At 72.2% G+C, this 20419-nt stretch carries 18 protein-coding genes and 1 pseudogene; 11 read left to right on the top strand and 8 right to left on the bottom strand.

What is annotated here, in order from left to right:
- Nucleotides 1-183: 183 nt before the first annotated feature.
- Nucleotides 184-1107, bottom strand: coding sequence for an FAD-dependent oxidoreductase (locus D3105_RS01990; RefSeq protein ID WP_118899366.1), 924 nt, complete (start codon nt 1105-1107; stop codon nt 184-186).
- Between the two features lie 279 nt (nt 1108-1386).
- On the opposite strand from D3105_RS01990, the gene D3105_RS01985 reads away from it, so the two are divergent.
- From D3105_RS01985 to D3105_RS01975, 3 genes are all read left to right on the top strand, one after another.
- Nucleotides 1387-2583, top strand: a complete 1197-nt coding sequence (locus tag D3105_RS01985; protein WP_118899364.1) for a glycoside hydrolase family 64 protein — start codon at nt 1387-1389, stop codon at nt 2581-2583.
- A gap of 106 nt (nt 2584-2689) precedes the next feature.
- Nucleotides 2690-4327, top strand: coding sequence for an ABC-F family ATP-binding cassette domain-containing protein (locus tag D3105_RS01980; RefSeq protein WP_118899362.1), 1638 nt, complete (start codon nt 2690-2692; stop codon nt 4325-4327).
- Between the two features lie 124 nt (nt 4328-4451).
- Nucleotides 4452-4691 (top strand): hypothetical protein, encoded by a 240-nt coding sequence (locus D3105_RS01975; protein WP_240646769.1) that lies wholly within the window; start codon nt 4452-4454, stop codon nt 4689-4691.
- 163 nt (nt 4692-4854) lie between these two features.
- Here D3105_RS01975 and D3105_RS01970 read toward each other — a convergent pair whose 3' ends face one another.
- Both D3105_RS01970 and D3105_RS01965 read right to left on the bottom strand, forming a co-directional pair.
- Nucleotides 4855-7293, bottom strand: a complete 2439-nt coding sequence (locus D3105_RS01970) for a Tex family protein (protein ID WP_118899358.1) — start codon at nt 7291-7293, stop codon at nt 4855-4857.
- A 203-nt stretch (nt 7294-7496) separates the two neighbouring features.
- On the bottom strand, nt 7497-8366 hold the full coding sequence (locus D3105_RS01965; RefSeq protein ID WP_118899355.1) for an SCO6745 family protein: 870 nt from the start codon (nt 8364-8366) through the stop codon (nt 7497-7499).
- 180 nt (nt 8367-8546) lie between these two features.
- Here D3105_RS01965 and D3105_RS01960 point away from each other — a divergent pair, with 180 nt between their 5' ends.
- Both D3105_RS01960 and D3105_RS01955 read left to right on the top strand, forming a co-directional pair.
- Entirely contained in the window at nt 8547-9509 is a 963-nt protein-coding gene (locus D3105_RS01960; RefSeq protein WP_425315720.1) for a GlxA family transcriptional regulator, read from the top strand.
- A 48-nt stretch (nt 9510-9557) separates the two neighbouring features.
- Complete coding sequence (locus D3105_RS01955; RefSeq protein ID WP_118899351.1) at nt 9558-10193, top strand: DJ-1/PfpI family protein; 636 nt, start codon at nt 9558-9560, stop codon at nt 10191-10193.
- 5 nt (nt 10194-10198) lie between these two features.
- Here the strand turns inward: D3105_RS01955 and D3105_RS01950 are convergent, their stop codons facing one another.
- The gene (locus tag D3105_RS01950) at nt 10199-10963 is read right to left on the bottom strand and encodes an enoyl-CoA hydratase/isomerase family protein (RefSeq protein ID WP_118899349.1); all 765 of its coding nucleotides are present in this window, start codon (nt 10961-10963) and stop codon (nt 10199-10201) included.
- 82 nt (nt 10964-11045) lie between these two features.
- On the opposite strand from D3105_RS01950, the gene D3105_RS01945 reads away from it, so the two are divergent.
- Both D3105_RS01945 and D3105_RS01940 read left to right on the top strand, forming a co-directional pair.
- Nucleotides 11046-11669: an HdeD family acid-resistance protein gene (locus tag D3105_RS01945; RefSeq protein WP_118899347.1), complete on the top strand. Its 624-nt coding sequence runs from the start codon at nt 11046-11048 to the stop codon at nt 11667-11669.
- Between the two features lie 145 nt (nt 11670-11814).
- Nucleotides 11815-12270: an ATP-binding protein gene (locus D3105_RS01940; protein ID WP_118899345.1), complete on the top strand. Its 456-nt coding sequence runs from the start codon at nt 11815-11817 to the stop codon at nt 12268-12270.
- Between the two features lie 51 nt (nt 12271-12321).
- On the opposite strand, the gene idi is transcribed toward D3105_RS01940, so the two are convergent.
- The 4 genes and pseudogenes from idi to galE all read right to left on the bottom strand — a co-directional run bounded on the left by idi (nt 12322) and on the right by galE (nt 15803).
- Nucleotides 12322-12915, bottom strand: a complete 594-nt coding sequence (idi, locus tag D3105_RS01935) for an isopentenyl-diphosphate Delta-isomerase (protein ID WP_118899343.1) — start codon at nt 12913-12915, stop codon at nt 12322-12324.
- Between the two features lie 147 nt (nt 12916-13062).
- Nucleotides 13063-13572 (bottom strand): annotated as a pseudogene (locus tag D3105_RS01930) (GNAT family N-acetyltransferase); the annotation flags it as partial.
- 130 nt (nt 13573-13702) lie between these two features.
- Nucleotides 13703-14644, bottom strand: a complete 942-nt coding sequence (locus D3105_RS01925; RefSeq protein ID WP_118899339.1) for a cation diffusion facilitator family transporter — start codon at nt 14642-14644, stop codon at nt 13703-13705.
- Nucleotides 14645-14825: 181 nt separating this feature from the next.
- The gene (gene galE / locus D3105_RS01920) at nt 14826-15803 is read right to left on the bottom strand and encodes a UDP-glucose 4-epimerase GalE (RefSeq protein ID WP_118899337.1); all 978 of its coding nucleotides are present in this window, start codon (nt 15801-15803) and stop codon (nt 14826-14828) included.
- Nucleotides 15804-16120: 317 nt separating this feature from the next.
- Between galE and D3105_RS01915 the strand changes: the two genes are divergently transcribed.
- Genes D3105_RS01915 through D3105_RS01900 form a run of 4 tightly spaced genes read left to right on the top strand, consistent with a single transcriptional unit; the run spans nt 16121 to nt 20415 of the window.
- A complete protein-coding gene (locus tag D3105_RS01915) occupies nt 16121-17875 on the top strand; it encodes a DUF5941 domain-containing protein (protein WP_118899335.1) in 1755 nt (584 codons plus the stop codon).
- Nucleotides 17872-18609, top strand: a complete 738-nt coding sequence (locus tag D3105_RS01910; protein WP_118899333.1) for a sugar phosphate nucleotidyltransferase — start codon at nt 17872-17874, stop codon at nt 18607-18609. Before D3105_RS01915 ends, D3105_RS01910 begins: the two co-directional genes overlap by 4 nt.
- Entirely contained in the window at nt 18597-19658 is a 1062-nt protein-coding gene (locus tag D3105_RS01905; RefSeq protein WP_097877271.1) for an iron-containing alcohol dehydrogenase family protein, read from the top strand. Before D3105_RS01910 ends, D3105_RS01905 begins: the two co-directional genes overlap by 13 nt.
- Nucleotides 19636-20415 carry a CDP-alcohol phosphatidyltransferase family protein gene (locus tag D3105_RS01900; protein WP_078652016.1) on the top strand — a complete coding sequence of 260 codons (780 nt, stop codon included), beginning with the start codon at nt 19636-19638 and terminating at the stop codon, nt 20413-20415. The genes D3105_RS01905 and D3105_RS01900 overlap by 23 nt, the downstream gene beginning before the upstream one ends.
- Nucleotides 20416-20419: the final 4 nt, after the last annotated feature.

The following is a 20419-nucleotide window of genomic DNA, read 5'->3' as shown; positions in this document are numbered from 1 at the left end:
GCGCCGAGCCCGGCCGGGCGGCCGGGGGCCGTGCACCGACCGGGGCGGTGCACCGGTGGGCGGGCCCGTGTCCGACCCTCCCCCGGGCAACGTCCGGCCGTGTCCGGGCTGGAGGGCCGGCCGTGTCCGCAACCCGACGGGTGGCCCCTGCGACGCGGGCCCCAGGGGCGTGCCTGTGCCCCCTTACCCCACCAGCGCCGCCGCCGCGCGTGCGCAGCCCCACGCCACCGTCACGCCCGCGCCGCCGTGTCCGTAGTTGTGCACCAGCAGGCCGCCGCCCGGCAGGGGCTCCGCCTCGATCCGGACCCCCGCGTCCCGCGCCGGGCGCAGCCCCACCCGGTGGCCGAGCACCCGGGCATCCGCGATCTCCGGGCGGACGCGCGCGCACCGCGCCACGATCTCCCGTGCCGTGTCCGGGTCGGGCTCCGTACGCGGGTCGTCCGCCTCCGCCGTACCGCCCAGCACCAGCCGTCCCGGCTGCGGGAAGAAGTACGTCGTCGCGGCCGACGCCGGGTCCGCCTCCGTGTACCACTCCTCGACGCCCGGGTTCTCCACCGCGACCAGCTGCCCCCGCACCGGCCGCACCCCGGCGTCGGGCACCAGCTCGCGCGCCCCGAGCCCCGTGCAGTTCACCACCACCGGACTCACCGCCGCCGCCTCGCCGAACCCCGTCACGGCCCGTCGCTCCACCGCACCGCCCGCCGCCACGAGCCGCCGCTCCAGCCAGCCCAGATGGACCGGCATGTCCAGCAGCGGCAGCGTCACCCGCAGTCCTTCGGGCACCTCCACGGCGTCCTTCAGCCCCGCCGCCCAGTCGCCCAGCGCCGCGAACCGCTCCCCGCCGTGCAGCCCCACCACCCGCCGTACGCCGGTCTCCTCCGGGTCGCCGGCCAGCTCCTCGTACACCGCCAGCGTCTCCAGCGACCAGTCGCCCACCCGCTCGGCCGGCTCGATCCGGTACGGCCACCACAGGGCTCCCGCCACCGCAGACGTGGTGGCCCCGGCCGGATCGCGCGACCAGACCCGCACCCGCAGCCCGCGCTTCGCCAGCGTCACGGCGGTGGTGAGCCCGACGACCCCGCCGCCCACCACGATCACATCCGCCACCACGGTCCTTCCCCTTCCCTCGGATTCCCTCGGCTCCGGCCCGCCGCTGCCCGGACGCTAACCGAAAGCGGAATCCCTGGGCCAGGGCAACCGGAATCCCCGGACCACGAGGGCGAGGGGCAGCCCGCGCGGCGCAGGCGCAGCGCCCCGCAGGTTCAACAAGTTGAGACAGGCGCGTTGACAGCGGTCGCCCCCGGCAGGATTCTGAGAGCGCTCTCACGCTCAGGTGATGTGCCCCCCGCGCTCCATCCACGCATCCGCCCGATGAGGAGAACGAGCATGCCCGCTTTACGGAGAAGTCTCGGCGCGCTGACCGCCGCCCTGGCCCTCGCCCTAGGGCTGACCACCGGCGTCGGCCAGGTGCCGGCCGAGGCGGCGGTGCCCGCCACCATCCCGCTGACCATCAAGAACGACTCGGGACGCGCCGACCAGATCTACGTCTACAACCTCGGAACGGAGCTCTCCACCGGCCGCCAGGGCTGGGCGGACGCGAACGGCACCTTCCGCCCCTGGCCGGCCGGAGGCAACCCGCCCACCCCGGCCCCCGACGCGTCGATCGCCGGACCGCGGAACGGGCAGTCGGTGACGATCCGGATGCCGAAGTTCTCCGGCCGCGTCTACTTCTCGTACGGTCAGAAGCTCGTCTTCAAGGTCACCACCGGCGGCCTCGTGCAGCCCGCCGTGCAGAACCCGAGCGACCCGAACAGGAACATCCTGTTCAACTGGACCGAGTACACGCTCAACGACGCGGGTCTGTGGATCAACAGCACCCAGGTCGACATGTTCTCCGCCCCCTACTCCGTCGGCGTCAAAGCGCCGGGCGGGGCCGTCAAGAGCACCGGCAAGCTCAAGCCGGGCGGCTACAACGCGGTGTTCAACAACCTCAGGAACCAGTCCGGCGGCTGGTCCGGCCTCATCCAGACCCGGTCCGACGGAACGGTGCTGCGCGCCCTGTCCCCGGGGCACGGCGTCGGGAACGGCAGTCTGCCGTCCGGGATCATGAACGACTACATCAACCGGGTCTGGAGCCGCTACAGCGGCTCCGTGCTGACGGTGACGCCGTTCGCGCACGAGCCGAACACCAAGTTCTACGGCCGGGTCTCCGGCAACGTCATGAACTTCACCAACGGCTCGGGCGCCGTCGTGACCTCGTTCCAGAAGCCGGACTCCGACAGCGTCTTCGGCTGCTACAAGCACCTGGACGCGCCCAACGACCTGGTGCGCGGACCGATCTCCCGCACCCTGTGCGCGGGCTTCAACCGCTCCACCCTGCTGAACGGTACGAACCACCCCGACAACAACGCGGCCAACTTCTACAAGGACGCCGTGACCAACCACTACTCCCGCCTCGTCCACGCGCAGATGGTCGACGGCAAGGCGTACGGCTTCGCCTTCGACGACGTGGGCGCCCACGAGTCGCTCGTCCACGACGGCAACCCCCAGGAGGCGCTGATCACGCTCGACGGCTTCAGCTGACCGGCTTGCTCTGAGGCCCGGCGGCACGCGCTCCCCAGCGCCCCGCCGGGCCTGTGCCATCGCCCGGCAAGGGCATCGCGCACCGGCGACTAGGATCGGCACCCTGATGACTGCCACCCTCGTCGCCAAGGACCTCGCCGCCGGACACGGCGACCGCACGCTCTTCGCCGGGCTCGACCTCGTCGTCGCCCCCGGTGACGTGATCGGTCTCGTCGGAGTCAACGGGGCGGGCAAGTCCTCCCTGCTCCGTCTGCTCGCCGGGCTCGACCGGCCGGAGGAGGGGGAGCTGCGGCTCTCCCCGCCCACCGCGACCGTCGGCCACCTCCCGCAGGAGCCCGAGCGTCGCGACGGCGAGACCGTGGCCGCCTTCCTGGCCCGCCGCACCGGCGTCGCCGACGCCCAGCGCACCATGGACGAGGCGACCGAGGCCCTGGTCGCGGGAGCCCCGGGCGCGGACGACGCGTACTCCGACGCCCTGGAGCGCTGGCTCGCCCTCGGCGGCGCGGACCTGGAGGAGCGGGCCGAGCAGGTCGCCGCCGAGCTGGGTCTGACCGTGGGCCTCGACCGGCCCATGACCGCGCTCTCCGGCGGACAGGCGGCCCGCGCCGGACTCGCGTCGCTCCTGCTCTCCCGCTACGACGTGTTCCTGCTCGACGAGCCCACCAACGACCTCGACCTGGACGGCCTGGAGCGTCTGGAGCGCTTCGTGTCCGGCCTGCGCGCGGGCACCGTCGTCATCAGCCACGACCGCGAGTTCCTGATGCGCACGGTCACCAAGGTGCTGGAGCTGGACCTCGCCCAGCAGCAGATCAACCTGTACGGCGGGGGCTACGCGGCCTACCTGGAGGAGCGCGAGACCGCCCGCCGGCACGCCCGCGAGGACTACGAGGAGTACGCCGACAAGAAGACCTCCCTCGAAGCCCGCGGCCACATGCAGCGCTCCTGGATGGACAAGGGTGTCAAGAACGCCCGCCGCAAGGCAACCGACGGCGACAAGCTCGGCCGCAACGCCCGCAGCGAGGCCAGCGAGAAGCAGGCCGCGAAGGCCCGCCAGACCCAGCGCATGATCGAACGCCTCGACGTGGTCGAGGAGCCCCGCAAGGAGTGGGAGCTGCGGATGGAGATCGCCTCCGCCCCGCGCTCCGGATCCGTCGTCGCCACCCTGCGAGAAGCCCGTGTCGTGCGCGGCGACTTCACCTTCGGCCCCGCCTCGCTCCAGATCGACTGGGCGGACCGGGTCGCCATCACCGGCGCGAACGGCGCGGGCAAGTCCACGCTGCTGGCCGCCCTGTTGGAGCGGCTGCCACTGGACTCCGGGAACGCCACGCTCGGTTCGGGGGTCGTGGTCGGCGAGGTGGACCAGGCTCGCAAGCTGTTCCTCGGGGCGCAGTCGCTGCTGGACGCGTTCTGCGCGGCCGTACCCGACACGGAACCGGCCGAAGTCCGCACCCTGCTCGCCAAGTTCGGCCTGCGTGCCGACCATGTGATGCGCCCGGCCACCAGCCTGTCCCCCGGAGAGCGCACCCGCGCCGCCCTCGCCCTGCTCCAGGGTCGGGGCGTGAACCTCCTGGTGCTCGACGAGCCGACGAACCACCTGGACCTGCCCGCCATCGAGCAGTTGGAGGCGGCCTTGGAGACGTACACGGGCACCCTGCTGCTGGTCACGCACGACCGCCGGATGCTGGAGGCGGTCCGCACCACGCGCCGCGTCGAAGTGGCGGACGGCCGGATCAAGGAAGTCTGAGCGGAATCAGGGAGCCGGTGTCAGGCTTGCCGGTTTGTCCCACCGCGCAGTGAGTTTCGGAGCAACGGCACAAGCGTACGAACGGTTTCGGCCCGACTGTCCTCCGGTACTCCACGACAGGCTGATGGCCCACGCGGGACACCCGGTTCACACCGCTCTGGAGAGGCAGTCGGTCGTCGAACGACGCTATGCGCTGAGCCCGAGCGACTACCTCGGCCACCTCTCCACGATCTCCGCCCATCTCGTGCCGGCCCCCGCGCAACGCGAAGAGCCGTTCGGGCGTATCGGACGGGTGCTGCCCGACGTGGTCGAGATGGAGGCCGACATCACGCTCCATCTCGCGCGCCGACGCCACGAGCCATAGGGCGCCGGCGCCCGGGCAGCCACGGCGGCCCTTGCCCAGGGCAAGGACCGCCGCGCGTACGGACACCGCGTCACCACACCCACGACCGGACCATGACCGGAGCGCGGCCCGTCCCAGCGCCGAGAGCCCTACCGATGGTCCCCGGGTGGGGAGAGCGACGGGCTCAGCGTCCCCGGCCGCCGCCCCGCTTCGGGTCGGCCAGGCCGGCCCGCCGCAGAGCGTCCGCCATCGCGCTGTTGGCCGGAGCCGGAGCGCTCTGGCCGCCCTGCCGCGACCCGCCGCCGCCACCGCGCCGGTCCCGGCCGCCGCCGCCCTGACGGCCCTGGCCGCCACCGGAGCCCTGCCCCTGGCGCTGCTTCGGCGGACGGCCGCCCCGCTCGCCGCGGCCCTGCTGCCCGCCGCCGGAGCCGCCGCCCGCGCCGGGCTCGTCGTCGAGGCGCAGCGTCAGCGAGATCCGCTTGCGCGGCACGTCGACGTCCATGACCTTGACCTTCACGATGTCCCCGGGCTTCACCACGTCGCGCGGGTCCTTCACGAACGTCTTCGACAGCGCCGACACATGGACCAGACCGTCCTGGTGGACGCCGACGTCGACGAACGCGCCGAACGCGGCCACGTTCGTCACGACGCCCTCCAGCACCATGCCCGGCTCCAGGTCGCCGAGCTTCTCGACGCCCTCCTTGAAGGTCGCCGTGCGGAACGCCGGACGCGGGTCGCGCCCCGGCTTCTCCAGCTCCTTGAGGATGTCCGTCACGGTCGGCAGCCCGAACATGTCGTCCACGAAGTCAGCCGCGCGCAGCGCCCGCAGGACGTCCGTGTTGCCGATCAGCGAGGCGACCTCGCCGCCCGCGCTCCTGCCCATCCGCCGCACCACCGGGTAGGCCTCGGGGTGCACACTGGAGCCGTCCAGCGGGTCGTCGCCGCCCCGGATCCGCAGGAAGCCCGCGCACTGTTCGTACGCCTTCGGGCCGAGGCGGGCCACGTCCTTGAGCGCCTTGCGGGACCGGAACGGGCCGTTGGCGTCCCGGTGCGCCACGATGTTCTCCGCCAGCCCCGAGCTGATCCCGGACACCCGTGAAAGCAGCGGCGCGGACGCGGTGTTGACGTCCACGCCGACGCCGTTCACACAGTCCTCGACGACCGCGTCCAGGGACCGCGAGAGCTTCACCTCGGACAGGTCGTGCTGGTACTGGCCGACGCCGATCGACTTCGGGTCGATCTTCACCAGCTCCGCCAGCGGGTCCTGGAGCCGCCGTGCGATGGAGACCGCGCCGCGCAACGACACGTCCATGTCGGGCAGTTCCTGCGAGGCGAACGCGGAGGCGGAGTACACCGAGGCGCCCGCCTCCGAGACCATCACCTTCGTGAGCTTCAACTCCGGGTGCTTGTCGATCAGTTCACCGGCGAGCTTGTCCGTCTCGCGGGACGCGGTGCCGTTGCCGATCGCGATCAGGTCGACCGCGTGCTCCTTCGCGAGATGCGCGAGCTTCGCCAGTGCCTGGTCCCACTTGTTGGCGGGCACGTGCGGGTGGATCACATCGGTGGCCACCACCTTGCCGGTGGCGTCGACGACCGCGACCTTCACCCCCGTACGGAAACCGGGGTCCAGGCCCAGCGTGGCCCGCGTCCCGGCCGGGGCGGCGAGCAGCAGATCACGCAGGTTCGAGGCGAAGACCCGGACCGCCTCGTCCTCCGCCGCCGTACGCAGCCGGAGCCGCAGATCGATGCCCAGGTGCACCTGGATCCGGGTCCGCCAGGCCCAACGCACGGTGTCGCCCAGCCACTTGTCGCCCGGGCGGCCCCGGTCGGCGATCCCGAAGCGGCGGGCGATCATGTTCTCGTACGCGGACGGGCCAGGCTTCTCGGCCGTCTCCGGCTCCTCCGGCTCCAGGACCAGGTCGAGCACGTTCTCCTTCTCGCCGCGCAGCATCGCGAGCACCCGGTGCGAGGGCAGCGCGGTGAACGGCTCCGCGAAGTCGAAGTAGTCGGCGAACTTCGCGCCCGCCTCCTCCTGGCCGTCGCGCACCTTCGCCGCCAGCCGGCCGCGCGTCCACATCCGCTCACGCAGCTCGCCGGTCAGGTCGGCGTCCTCGGAGAACCGCTCGGTGAGGATCGCGCGTGCACCCTCCAGAGCGGCAGCCGCGTCCGCCACACCCTTGTCGCCGTCCACGAACGCGGCGGCAGCGGCCGGCGGATCGACCGACGGGTCCCCGAGCAGGCCGTCCGCCAGCGGCTCCAGCCCCGCCTCCCGGGCGATCTGCGCCTTGGTGCGCCGCTTGGGCTTGAACGGCAGGTAGATGTCCTCCAGGCGCGCCTTGGTCTCGGCGGCCCGGATGCTCGCCTCCAACGCCGCGTCGAGCTTGCCCTGTTCGCGTACGGAGTCGAGGATCGCCGTACGCCGCTCCTCCAGCTCCCTCAGATAGCGCAGCCGTTCCTCCAGCGTGCGCAGCTGCGCATCGTCGAGGGATTCGGTCGCCTCCTTGCGGTAGCGCGCGATGAACGGCACGGTCGATCCGCCGTCGAGCAGCTCGACCGCCGCCCTGACCTGTCGCTCACGTACGCCGAGCTCCTCGGCGATCCTGCCTTCGATGGACGTCGTCACGGTTTTCCCGACTCGCCTTCTCGTACTGGCTGTGCTGGCCGTGCTCGGGTCGTGATGAGCACGTATCTGCTTGCCGGGGGGCATCCCCCGGGCATGCATTGTGCCGCGTGGCCGGGGGCCGTGTCGCGTGACCTCGGGCAACACGCCCGGGAGCCCCGGCGCGGTGCGCGGGGGCCCCGGGCGGTGCCGGGGTCCGTCCCGGGTCAGCCGCGGCCGGTCGCCGAGGCCGGGAACGCGCCCGCCGCGGCGGCGGTGAAGAGGAAGCCGCGGGCGAGTTCGGTGAGCCGCTCCACGCCTTCCGCGCCCAGGTGTTCGTACGGGGCGATGTCCATCCGGTCCGTCGCCTCCTCGACCTCGGCGCGCAGCGCGGTGCCGGCCTCGGTCAGCCCCAGTTCCTCGCCCGCCACCAGCAGCCCACGCTCCCGGAGCCGCTCGGACGCCGCCTCCCAGTCGGTGCGGCGCCAGCCCCGGGAGGACAGGATCCAGCGGATCGCCATGCCCTTGCCGGTGGCCGTGTGGCTGACGAGCGACTCCAGCGGGTCGAGGCCGGCCGCGAGCAGGGCGGCCAGATGGGCGTCGCCCCGGTGCTCGCGGAGCAGGGTTGCGGCGTGCCAGAACGCCAGGTGCGGCTCCTCGGGCACCGGCAGATCCGCGTGCGCGGCGTACAGCGGGCGGGCGTGCGGGGTGCAGGCCTCGGTGGCGCGCAGCGCGAGCCGGGCGGCCTCCGCCATCTTCTCGGAGGCGATGATCTCCTCGCCGAGCAGCCGCCGCAGCGTCGAGTCCGCCGCCCGCAGCCGGGCTTCGAGGACCACCTCGGGGGAGGCGGTCTCCCAGACGGCCGGCACATGGCGGGCCACCAGGACGGGGTTGAAGTTGTAGAAGGTGGCGCTGACGGTTCCCGCGCCCACGGCGCCGAACGCGGCGGCACGGGTGGCGAAGTAGGCGGCGGAGGGGTCCTCGATGCCGATCTTGGCCATCTCCGCACCCAGGTCGGGGGAGAAGAAGAGGCTGGAGTGCAGCGGGTTGACGGCGTTGTGGCAGCGGCGCTCCGCGCGGGCCGGGAGAGTACTCATGCCCGCACGTTACCGACTGGTCGGTACGGCGTGGAACCCCGGGGGAGGCCCATCGCCCTCCGAACTGAGCCGACAGCAGGCCCATGACCGGCCCATGGCAGTCCCACGGCGGACCGATGGCAGGAAAGGAGGGGTACTCGTCATTGCAGCCATCGCCGCCCGCCGCCCAGGATGGCAGACGTGAAGCAGCGAACCGTCCTCGTCGTTCTCTTCGACGGCGTCCAGGGCCTCGACGTGACCGGCCCGATGGAGGTCTTCGCGGGCGCCTCCCGGTCGCCCGGGGTCTCCTACGACCTGCGGACCGCCTCGCTCGACGGCGGCCCCGTCCGGTCGACCAGCGGGCTCGTCCTGATGCCCGACAGCAGCCTGGCCGACGCGCCCGCCCCGCACACCCTGCTGGTACCCGGCGGGCACGGCACCCGGGGCTCCCACCCCGAGCTGACCGGCTGGTTGCGCGAGCACGCGCCACGCGCGGAGCGGCTGGTCTCCGTGTGCACCGGGGCGCTGCTCCTGGCCGAGGCGGGCCTGCTGGACGGGCACCGGGTCACCACCCACTGGAACTACTGCGACCGGCTCGCCCGTGACCACCCGGCCGTCCGGGTCGACCCGGAGCCGATCTTCGTACGGGACGGGAGGCTGGCCACCTCGGCGGGCGTCACCGCGGGCATCGACCTGGCCCTCGCGCTCGTAGAGGAGGACCATGGGCGGGATCTCGCGCTGAGCATCGCCCGCCATCTCGTGGTCTTCCTTCGGCGGCCTGGCAACCAGGCCCAGTTCAGCGCCCAGCTCAGCGCCCAGACCGCCCGGCGCGAACCGCTGCGCGAGGTCCAGCACTGGATCACCCAGCACCCGGGCGCCGACCTCGGGGTCGACGCCCTCGCGGCCCGCGCCCGGCTCTCGCCCCGGCACTTCGCCCGCGCGTTCCGGGCGGAGACCGGGATGACCCCCGGGCGGTACGTCGAGCGGGTCCGCCTGGAGCACGCCCGCCGGCTGCTGGAGGACACCGCCGACGGTGTCGAGCAGGTCGCCCGCGCCAGCGGCTACGGCACCCCGGAGGCCATGCGCCGCGCCTTCGTGAAGACCCTCGCGACGGCACCGTCCGAATACCGCCGCCGCTTCCGTACACCCGCAGCCGGCACCTGAACGACCGCCGGCATCCAGTCCGTCCGACCGAACCGAGAGGCAGCTCCCGTGCAGATCGCCATCGTGCTCTTCGACCGCTTCACCGCCCTGGACGCGGTGGGCCCCTACGAGATCCTCAGCCGGGCGCCCGGCGCCGAGACCGTCTTCGTCGCCGAGCGGACCGGACCCGTCCGCAACGACACCGGGAGCCTCGGGCTCGTCGCGGAGAAGACGCTCGCCGAGGTGACCTCGCCCGACCTGGTGATCGTGCCGGGCGGCCCCGGCCAGAGCGACCAGATGGAGAACGAGTCCCTCCTCGGCTGGCTGCGCGCGGTCGACGCCACCACCACCTGGACCACCTCGGTCTGCACGGGCTCGCTCCTGCTGGCGGCGGCCGGACTCCTGAAGGGGCGGCGGGCCACCTCCCACTGGCTGGCGCTGGAGCTGCTGAAGGGATTCGGCGCCGAGCCCACGGGGGAGCGCGTCGTCCTCGACGGCAAGTACGTCACCGCCGCCGGGGTCTCCTCCGGCATCGACATGGGGCTGACCCTGCTCGGCCGGATCGCGGGTGACGACGCGGCGCGATCGGTTCAGCTGCTCACGGAGTACGACCCGCAGCCGCCCTACGACTGCGGCTCGCCGGAGAAGGCCCCGGCCGCCCTCGTCGAGGAGTGGCGGGCCAGGAGCCGCCACATCACCCGGTAAGGGCCTCAGCGCGCGGGCGCGGTGGTGTAGGTGAAGCGCGGGGCGCGCCGCTCCAGGAAGGCGGCGACGCCCTCCGCCGTGTCCGTACTGCCGCGCGCCTCGGCGGCCCAGTGGGCGTCCCGGTCCGTCCGGCCCGCGGCGAACTCCTTCGCCGAGGCCTGGGTCAGCTGCGACCGGGACGCCAGCACCTGGACGTACTCCTCGACCCGCTTGTCCAGGCCGCCCGGCGGCAGCACCTCGTCGACCAGGCCGGTGCGCAGCGCCCGTTCCGTGCCGATCAGCTCGCCGGAGAACAGCAGATGCTTTGCTGTGCCCGGGCCGACGAGGGCGACCAGACGCCGGGTCGAGGACGCCGGGTAGACGATGCCGAGCTTGGCCGGGGTGACCCCGAAGGAGGCTCCCTCCTCCGCGAACCGCAGATCGCAGGCGGCCGCGAGCTGACCGCCGCCGCCCACGCAGTAGCCGCGCACCGCTGCCAGCGTCGGCCGGGGGAACGCGGCGAGCGCCTCCTCGGCCTCCACCGCGAGGCCCTGGGCGGTGCCCGCGCTCTCCCGCAGCGTGGAGATGTCGGCTCCGGCGCAGAAGGTGTCCCCGGCCCCGGTCAGTACCAGCACCCGGACCTCCGGATCGGCCGCCAGCCGCTCCAGCAGCTCCGGCAGGATCCGCCACATCGCGGTGGTCATCGCGTTCCGCTTGGCGGGGTTGGCGATCACGACGGTGGCGACGCCGCGCTCGACGGACGTGATCAGGCGGGGTTCCGTACGGTCCATGCGCCGGATGCTATCCCTCCGGTTCGAACCTATGATCAAGAAGGGGTCGCGAGACGGGCACGCACCGTGTGAGGAGCTGTCGATGAACGAACCCACCGCCGAGAGCAGGAAGCTCAGCCGCGGTTTCGGCTGGCTGGCGCTGCTCGGCACGCTGCTGGTGATCGCGGGCATCATCGGGCTCATCTACACCGGTGTGGCCACCCTCACCTCGATGCTGCTCTTCGGCTGGCTGCTGCTCGTCGGCGGTCTGGTCGGGCTGCTGCACGCGATCGAGTCGCGCGGCACGAGCTACTTCTGGCTGGGCGTGGTGGTCGCGGCCCTCAACATCGCCGCGGGCGTCGTCGTCATCAAGCACCCCGAGGGCACGGCCGAGGCGCTGACCATGTTCGCCGCCCTGCTCTTCCTGACCGGCGGGGTCTTCCGGCTCGTCGGCAGCGTCGTGGTGCGCGGCCCGCAGATGGGGTGGACGCTGCTCCAGGGAGCCTTCGGCCTGTTGCTGGGCCTGCTGGTGCTGTTCGACTGGCCGGACAGCAGCCTGTACGTGCTCGGCTGCTTCTTCTCGCTGGCCCTCCTGTTCGACGGACTCGGCCTGATCGCCATCGGCATCGGCGGCCGACGTATCGTCAGTATGGTCTCGGAGCGGCTCGATGAGACGGTCCCGACGGCGGACGAGCCGATCACGGCACCAGAAGACGAGCAGAAGTAGTCACCCGGTCGCCAGCGGCCTACAGGTTTGGTCAAATAGCGCCGATACCTGGCTACTTCCGTTCAGTGGCACGGTCCGGACCAAGCCATTCCCACACTCTTTACTCGACGGTCAGTGCAGTGCGAGTGAGAGCTGGTGCCGGACGATGGAGAGCCTCGGGAGTGCCCCTGCCGAACCCGTGTCGTACGAGGGGGTGTGGCGCTTCACCGCCCCCGCCGTGGAGGCCTCCGTGCCCAGCGCCCGGCACGCCGTACGCGACCTTCTCGGCCGGCAGGGCGTGCCGATCGAGGACGACATCCTCCAGGGGCTTCTGCTGATCGTCTCGGAGCTGGTCACCAACGCGGTCAAGCACGCGGCCCTGCTCTCGCCCGAGCTGGCCGTCGAGGTGGCCATCGGCTCCGACTGGGTCAGAGTGTCGGTGGAGGACAACCACCCCTACCGCCCCACCGCCCTCGAGACGGACTACGCGCAGACCGGCGGCCGGGGCCTGCTGCTGGTCAAGGTGGTCACCGCGGAGGCGGGCGGCACCTGCGACGTCGAGCACACCGCGAGCGGCGGGAAGATCATCTGGGCGGCGCTGCCGTTGAAGACGCAGCTCTGACCGCCCCGTACACGACTGTCCGGCCGCCCCCGTACGCGACCGGGCGAGGGGTCACCAGCCCGCCGAGGGCCCCGTCAGCTCACGGATCGCCGGCCGCGCCGCGTCCAGCACCGTCATGAACCACGCCGAGAACGGCCCGTCGGCGTGCCGCTTCTCCAGCTCGGCCGCCGTCACGAAGGCGGTCTCGCCGACCTCCTCGGGGTCCGCCTTCAGCGCCTCCTGCGCCATTCCCACGAACAGATGGTTGAACTCCTGCTCCACCAGGCCCGACGCCGGGTCCGGGTGGTTGTAGCGCACGGTGCCCGCCTCGGCCAGCAGCGACGGCGAGATGCCCAGCTCCTCGTACGTACGCCGGGCGGCGGCCGCGAACGGGGACTCACCCGGGTAGGGGTGCCCGCAGCAGGTGTTCGACCAGACGCCGGGGGAGTGGTACTTGCCGAGTGCCCGGCGCTGGAGCAGCAGCCGCCCCTGCTCGTCGAAGAGGAACACGGAGAACGCGCGGTGCAGCTGCCCGGGGGCCTGGTGGGCCGCCAGCTTCTCCGCGGTGCCGATGGTGGTGCCGTTCTCGTCGACCAGTTCGAGCATGATCGCTTCTGCGGTGCCGTTCGACGAGCTGTGCGTCGCGGTGGCTGGTGTGGTCGGCATACCCATCCTTCGCTTTGGTCCCCGGCCTCGTGCGCCGGGCCCCTGGAGTCCGGTCAAGTCTGCCGTACAAAAGCCGCTTGTCCGCACTCCGGGGCCGGGCATGTCCGGCCTGCCACGCCCGGCGAACGCGGCGGGACGGACGGGCCGTCAGACGCCGAAGGCCGCCGGATAACGGATCAGGCCCGCTGGAACAGGAACCGAATCGTCCAGTGCCAGGGCCATCATCGCCTCGTCCGGAACCTCGAAACCTGGCCGGATCCCGTAGCGCGAGGCCGGTCCGAAACCGAAGCGCGGGTAGTACTCGGGATGACCCAGCACCAGCGCCAGCGCCTCACCGCGCACCCGGGCGGCGTCCAGCACCGCCCGCACGACGGCCTGCCCCGCACCCTGCCGCTGGTACGCGGGGACCGTGGCCACCGGGGCCAGGGCGAGCGCCGGGGCGTCGTCGACCCGGCAGCGGGTCAGCAGCGCGTACGCCGCGAGGGACCCGTCCGGGGCCTCGGCGACGTAACTCAGCTCCGGCAGCCACGCCTCGGGGTCGGCCCGCAGGGCGTCCACGAGGTCCGCCTCGTCCCGGGTGGGGAACGCGGCCGTGTTGACGCCGTGCACGGCCGCACGGTCCGCCGGGGTCTCCGGGCGGATGGTCCACCGGAGGTCGGTGTGGTCGGTCAACGGGGAAACCCTTGCGTGAGAGGGGGCCGGACCCGGTCCGGGGAGCACGGACCTGGCCCGGGACCCGGGGAGACGGTGAAGGAACCGGTGGATGCGGCACCCGCCGCCTCCTCGCTCAGTGGCAGAGGTGCGCCTCGTGCTCCGCGTGACCGCTCGGCTCCAGCTGGAAGGTGCAGTGTTCCACGTCGAAGTGGTCGCCCAGGCAGCCCTGCAGCTCGTGCAGCACCTTCTCGTGCCCTATCGAGTCGAGCATTTCCTGGCGCACCACCACATGGGCGGAGAGCACCGGCATCCCCGAGGTGATCGTCCAGGCGTGCAGGTCGTGGACGTCCAGCACCCCGGGCAGCGCCGTGATGTGGGCCCGTACCTCCGCCATGTCCACCCCCCTGGGCGCGGCCTCCAGCAGCACGTTCAGGGTCTCCCGCAGCAGCTTCACCGTCCGGGGGACGATCATCAGGCCGATCACCAGCGAGGCGATCGGGTCGGCGGCCTGCCAGCCGGTCGCCATGATGATCCCCGCCGAGACGATCACGGCGAGCGAGCCCAGAGTGTCGGCCATCACCTCCAGATAGGCGCCCCGTACGTTCAGGCTCTCCTTCTGCCCGCGCATCAGCAGCGAGAGGGAGACGACGTTGGCCACCAGGCCGACCGCGGCGAACGCGATGGCGAGCCCGCCCTTCGTCTCGGCCGGGGTGATGAACCGCTCCACCGCCTCGAAGATCAGATAGGCGCCGACGCCGAGCAGCAGCAGGCAGTTGGCGAGCGCGGCCAGGATCTCCGCGCGGGCGAAGCCGAAGGTGCGGTTCGGGGCGGCCGGGCGGTTGGCGAAGTGGATGGCGAGCAGCGCCATCCCGAGCCCCAGGGCGTCGGTGGCCATGTGGGCGGCGTCCGCGATCAGCGCGAGCGAGTCGGAGAGCACCCCGCCGACGATCTCCATGACCATCACGCTCAGGGTGATCGCCAGGGCGACCCGAAGCCTTCCCCGGTACGCGGCGGCCGCCGTTCCCGTCGGGGGCGGCCCGCCGTGCGTGTGCCCGTGATCGTGGCCAGCCCCCATGTGAAGCGCCTCCAGGTCCGTAGGACATGCCGGGGCGGAATCGCCCCGACGAGGCCCAGTGAACTACGGGTGGGGGGTATCGGGCAACACGGGACTGAACACCGTTGTCATCTGCTCTGACCTGCGGAAACGTTCCGCAGGTCAGAGCGTTGACACGATCAAGGGCGCCACCTGGAACCGATCACGGACGGGCCTCGGGGTGGTGGAGGCACCAGCCCTCCCAGGCCGACTCGACCATCTCACGCACACCCCGCCGTGCCGTCCAGCCCAGCTCCCCGGTGATCCGCGCGGCCGACGCCACCGCCTTCGGCGCGTCACCGGCCCGGCGCGGCTCGACCACCGGCTTCAGATCGCTTCCCGTCACCTCGCCGATCACGTCCGCCAGCTCGCGTACCGAGACGCCCTCGCCCCGGCCGACGTTCAGCGTCAGATCGCCCGCGCCCGTCTCGTCCAGCCGCCGCGCGACCACGAGGTGCGCCTCGGCCAGATCGGAGACGTGGATGTAGTCGCGGATGCAGGTGCCGTCCGGTGTCGGGTAGTCGTCGCCGAAGATCCGGGGGGCCTCGCCGTGCGTCAGCCGCTCGAACATCATCGGCACGATGTTGAAGACCCCGGTGTCCGCGAGCTCCGGCGCGGCCGCGCCCGCCACGTTGAAGTACCGCAGGCAGGCGGTCGAGAGTCCGTGCGCCTTGCCGGCGGCACGCACCAGCCACTCACCGGTGAGCTTCGTCTCGCCGTACGGGTTGATGGGGAGGCAGGGCGTCTCCTCCGTGATGAGGTCCACGTCCGGTACGCCGTAAACGGCCGCCGAGGACGAGAAGAGGAAGCGCCGCACCCCCGCTGCGACCACGGCCTCCAGCAGGACGGCCAGTCCCGCGACGTTCTCCCGGTAGTACAGCAGCGGCTTCTCCACGGACTCGCCGACCTGCTTCTTCGCCGCGAGATGCACCACACCGCTCACCGCGTGACCGGCCAGCACCCGGTCCAGAAGGGCCCGGTCGGAGGCGGAGCCCTCCACCAGCGTGACGGCGTCCGGCAGCCGCTCGGCGATGCCGCTGGAGCGGTCGTCGAGCACCACGACCCGCTCGCCCGCCGCGACCATGGCCCGCGCCACGTGTGCCCCGATGTAACCCGCCCCGCCTGTGATCAGCCATGTCATGACCGTCAGCCTAAGGGCCTCGCTCAGGGGGCCCGCCCCACGGGTTTGTGGGCCGGGCCCCCGATCGATGATGATGATCGCGAACGGCGCCCGACTGCGCAGGTCCACCCGAACAGCGCACAAACGGGTGGTGAACTCGGTCTTCCGTTCATCCGATAGCCTCAGCCGACACGCCGCCGGCCCGCCATGTGGCCGCGCCGCCGTGTGTCGTCCACGTCAGTGCCAAGGAGTGAGTTCGTCTGTCGACCGCCATCCTCACCGGTACGCCGGTACCCGGGTCGTCGCTCGCGGACGATCTGCGGTCCCTGGGCTTCGACGTGCAGACCGCCGCCGACGCCGGTGACGCCGCAACCCTCCTCGCCGCCGTCCCGGCCGGCCACCGGGTCGCCCTCGTCGATCCGCGTTTCGTCGGCCACGTCCACGCGCTGCGGCTCGGCCTGACCGACCCCCGCTTCGCCGCCGCCACCGTGCCCGGTGCGCTCACCGCCCAGCCCGAGGCGCGCGGCGCCCTGCTGCGCGCGCTCCGGCGCACCACGGCCGCCGTCGGCGCGGGCGCCCCCGTCGTCGCCCCGGACACCGACCCGGCGCCCGAGGACCGCACCGTCCCCGGCCGGATCGCCGTGGCACTGGAGGCCGAGGGCACCCCCGTCAAGCGCCCCGAGCTGGGATCGCTCACCGCCACCGTCCCCACCGACACCGGAGCGCGGGCGACGGCCGAGAGCGCCCGCGACGCGGTCGACGACGAGGCGGTCCGGCTGCGCAGCGCGGTGAAGGCCCACGACGGCTTCTTCACCACCTTCGCCATCAGCCCGTACTCCCGCTACATCGCCCGCTGGTGCGCTCGCCGGGGCCTCACCCCGAACCAGGTCACCACCGCGTCCCTGATCACCGCGCTCATCGCGGCGGGCGCGGCGGCCACCGGCACGCGCGGCGGCTACGTAGCCGCCGGCATCCTGCTCCTGGTCTCCTTCGTGCTGGACTGCACCGACGGGCAGCTCGCCCGCTACTCGCTGCAGTACTCCACGATGGGCGCCTGGCTGGACGCCACCTTCGACCGGGCCAAGGAGTACGCGTACTACGCGGGCCTCGCCATCGGCGCCGTACGCGGCGGTGACGACGTCTGGGGCCTGGCGCTCGGCGCGATGGTCCTCCAGGCCTGCCGCCATGTCGTGGACTTCTCGTTCAACGAGGCCAACCACGACGCGGTCGCCAACACCAGCCCCACCGCCGCTCTCTCCGACAAGCTCGACAGCGTCGGTTGGACGGTCTGGGCGCGCCGGATGATCGTGCTGCCGATCGGTGAGCGCTGGGCCATGATCGCGGTCCTCACCGCGCTCACCACCCCCCGCATCGTCTTCTACGCGCTGCTCGTCGGCTGCGCGCTCGCCGCCTGCTACACCACCGCGGGCCGTCTGCTGCGCTCGCTGACCCGCCGGGCCAGCCGCACCGACCGCGCCGCCCAGGCCTTGGCGGACCTGGCCGACTCCGGCCCGCTGGCCCAGGGTGTCGCGGCGGTCGCCCCGGGGCTCCGGGGCGCGTTCACGGCTCCGGCCGTCGCGCTGCTCGGCACCCTGGTCATGATCGGCGGGGCGCTCTTCCTCCCGTACGGCAGCTGGCTCACCGTCGCCGCCGCTGCGGTGTACGTGGTCCTCTCCGGCCTCGCCGTCGCCCGCCCGCTCAAGGGTGCGCTCGACTGGCTGGTGCCGCCGTTCTTCCGGGCGGCGGAGTACGTCACGATCCTGGTGCTCGCGGCCCGCAGCGACGCCCCGCACGCCGTCCCGGCGGCCTTCGGGCTCGTCTCGGCCGTCGCCTACCATCACTACGACACGGTGTACCGCATCCGCGGAGGCACCGGCGCGCCGCCCCAGTGGCTGGTGCGGACGATCGGTGGACACGAGGGCCGCACCGCGCTGGTGGCCGTCCTCGCCGCCGTACTCACCCATGCCGCAGGTTTCACCACGGCCCTGACCGCGCTCGCGGTCGCCGTGGCTCTGGTGGTGCTCGTGGAGTCCATCCGCTTCTGGGTGTCCTCCTCGGCGCCCGCCGTACACGACGAAGGAGAACTCGCATGATCGGCCTCGTACTGGCAGCCGGTGCAGGACGACGTCTGCGCCCCTACACGGACACGCTCCCCAAGGCGCTCGTCCCTGTCGACGGCGACAAGACGGTCCTCGACCTCACGCTGGCCAACTTCGCCGAGGTCGGACTCACCGAGGTCGCGATCGTCGTCGGCTACCGCAAGGAGGCCGTCTACGCCCGCAAGGCCGAGCTGGAGGCCACCTACGGCCTCAGCCTCACGCTGATCGACAACGACAAGGCCGAGGAATGGAACAACGCCTACTCCCTGTGGTGCGCCCGTGACGTCCTGGGGCGCGGCGTGATCCTCGCCAACGGCGACACCGTGCACCCGGTCTCCGTCGAGAAGACCCTCCTGGACGCCCGCGGCAAGGGCCAGAAGATCATCCTCGCCCTGGACACCGAGAAGGTGCTCGCCGACGAGGAGATGAAGGTCATCACCGAGGAGGGCAAGGGCGTACAGCGCATCACCAAGCTCATGGACCCGGCCACCGCCACCGGTGAGTACATCGGCGTCACCCTCATCGAGGCCGAGGCCGCCGAGGAGCTGGCGGACGCGCTGAAGACCACCTTCGAGCGCGACCCCGACCTCTACTACGAGGACGGCTACCAGGAGCTCGTGAACCGCGGCTTCACCGTCGACGTGGCCCCCATCGGCACCGTGACCTGGGTCGAGATCGACAACCACGACGACCTCAAGAAGGGCCGGGAGATCGCGTGCCAGTACTGACCCGGCTCATTCCGTCCCCGGTCGTCGTCGACATCCGACGCGGCGCCATGGACGATCTGGCGGGTCTCCTGGCCGATCAGCGGATCTCCTCCTCGGGCAAGCTCGCCATCGCGATCAGCGACGGCTCCGGGCGCGCCCTGAAGGAGAGGCTCGCCCCGGTCCTGCCCGGTGCCGACTGGTATCCGGTCGCCGACGGCACGATCGACTCCGCGGTGAAGCTCGCCGACGGCATCAAGGGCAACCGGTACGACGCCGTGGTGGGCCTCGGCGGCGGCAAGATCATCGACGTGGCGAAGTACGCCGCGGCGCGGGTCGGGCTGCCCATGGTCGCCGTCGCGACGAACCTCTCGCACGACGGCCTGTGCTCGCCGGTCGCCACGCTGGACAACGACAACGGGCGCGGCTCCTACGGGGTTCCCACTCCGATCGCCGTGGTCATCGACCTCGACGTGATCCGTGAGGCGCCCGCCCGCTACGTGCGCTCCGGCATCGGCGACGCGATCTCGAACATCTCCTGCGTCGCCGACTGGGAGCTGGCCCACGAGGTCAACGGCGAGGAGATCGACGGGCTCGCGGCCGCGATGGCCCGCCAGGCCGGCGAGGCCGTGCTGCGCCACCCGGGCGGCGTCGGCGACGACGCCTTCCTGAAGGTGCTGGCCGAAGGGCTCGTGCTGACGGGCATCTCGATGTCGGTCGCGGGCGACTCGCGTCCGGCGTCCGGCGCCTGCCACGAGATCAACCACGCCTTCGACCTGCTCTACCCCCAGCGCGCGGCCAGCCACGGCGAACAGGTCGGCCTCGGCGCCTGCTTCGCCATGCATCTGCGCGGTGCCCGCCAGGAGTCCCTCCTGATGGCATCGATACTGCGGCGCCACGGCCTGCCGGTCCTGCCGGAAGAGATCGGTTTCAGCGTCGACGAGTTCGTCAAGGCCGTCGACTACGCGCCGCAGACGCGTCCGGGACGCTTCACGGTCCTGGAGCACCTCAACCTGTCCACCGACCAGATCAGGGACGCGTACGCCGACTATGCGACGACCATCAGTAGCTGAACTCCGTCCGGTCGTGCACCCTCCGGGGGTGAAGGACCGGCGCAGCGGCGAGCACTGGGCCGGGCGCATGTACATGCGCGAGGTCTCGCTGCGCGTGGACCGCTACCTGGTCAACACCCGCGTCACGCCGAACCAGGTCACGTACGTCATGACGCTGGCCGGAGCCCTGGCCGCCCCGGCGCTGCTGGTGCCGGGCATCTGGGGCGCCGTGCTCGGCGTGGTGATGGTCCAGCTCTACCTGCTCTTCGACTGCGTGGACGGCGAGCTGGCCCGCTGGAAGAAGCAGTACTCGCTCAGCGGGGTCTACCTGGACCGGGTCGCCGCCTATCTGTGCGACGCGGCGGTGCTGGTGGGCCTCGGCCTGCGGGCCGCCGACATCTGGGGCGAGGGCCGGATCGACTGGCTCTGGGCGTTCCTCGGGACGCTCGCCGCGCTCGGCGCGATCCTGATCAAGGCCGAGACGGACCTGGTGGGCGTGGCTCGTCACCAGGGCGGGCTGCCGCCGGTGAAGGAAGCGGCCTCCGAGCCGCGCTCCTCCGGGATGGCGCTGGCCCGCAAGGCCGCCGCCGCGCTCAAGTTCCACCGGCTGATCCTCGGCATCGAGGCATCCCTGGTGATCCTCGTGGTGGCCGTCGTGGACGCGATCGCGGGCGACCTCTTCTACACCCGCCTGACCGTGGCGGTCATGGCCGGCATCGCGCTGCTGCAGACCCTGCTGCACCTGGTGTCCGTCCTGGCGTCCAGCAGGCTGAAGTGACCCT

The organism is Streptomyces globisporus, from assembly GCF_003501885.1.
Lineage (GTDB): Bacteria > Actinomycetota > Actinomycetes > Streptomycetales > Streptomycetaceae > Streptomyces > Streptomyces globisporus_D.
This window is presented reverse-complemented; position numbering and strand designations above follow the sequence as displayed.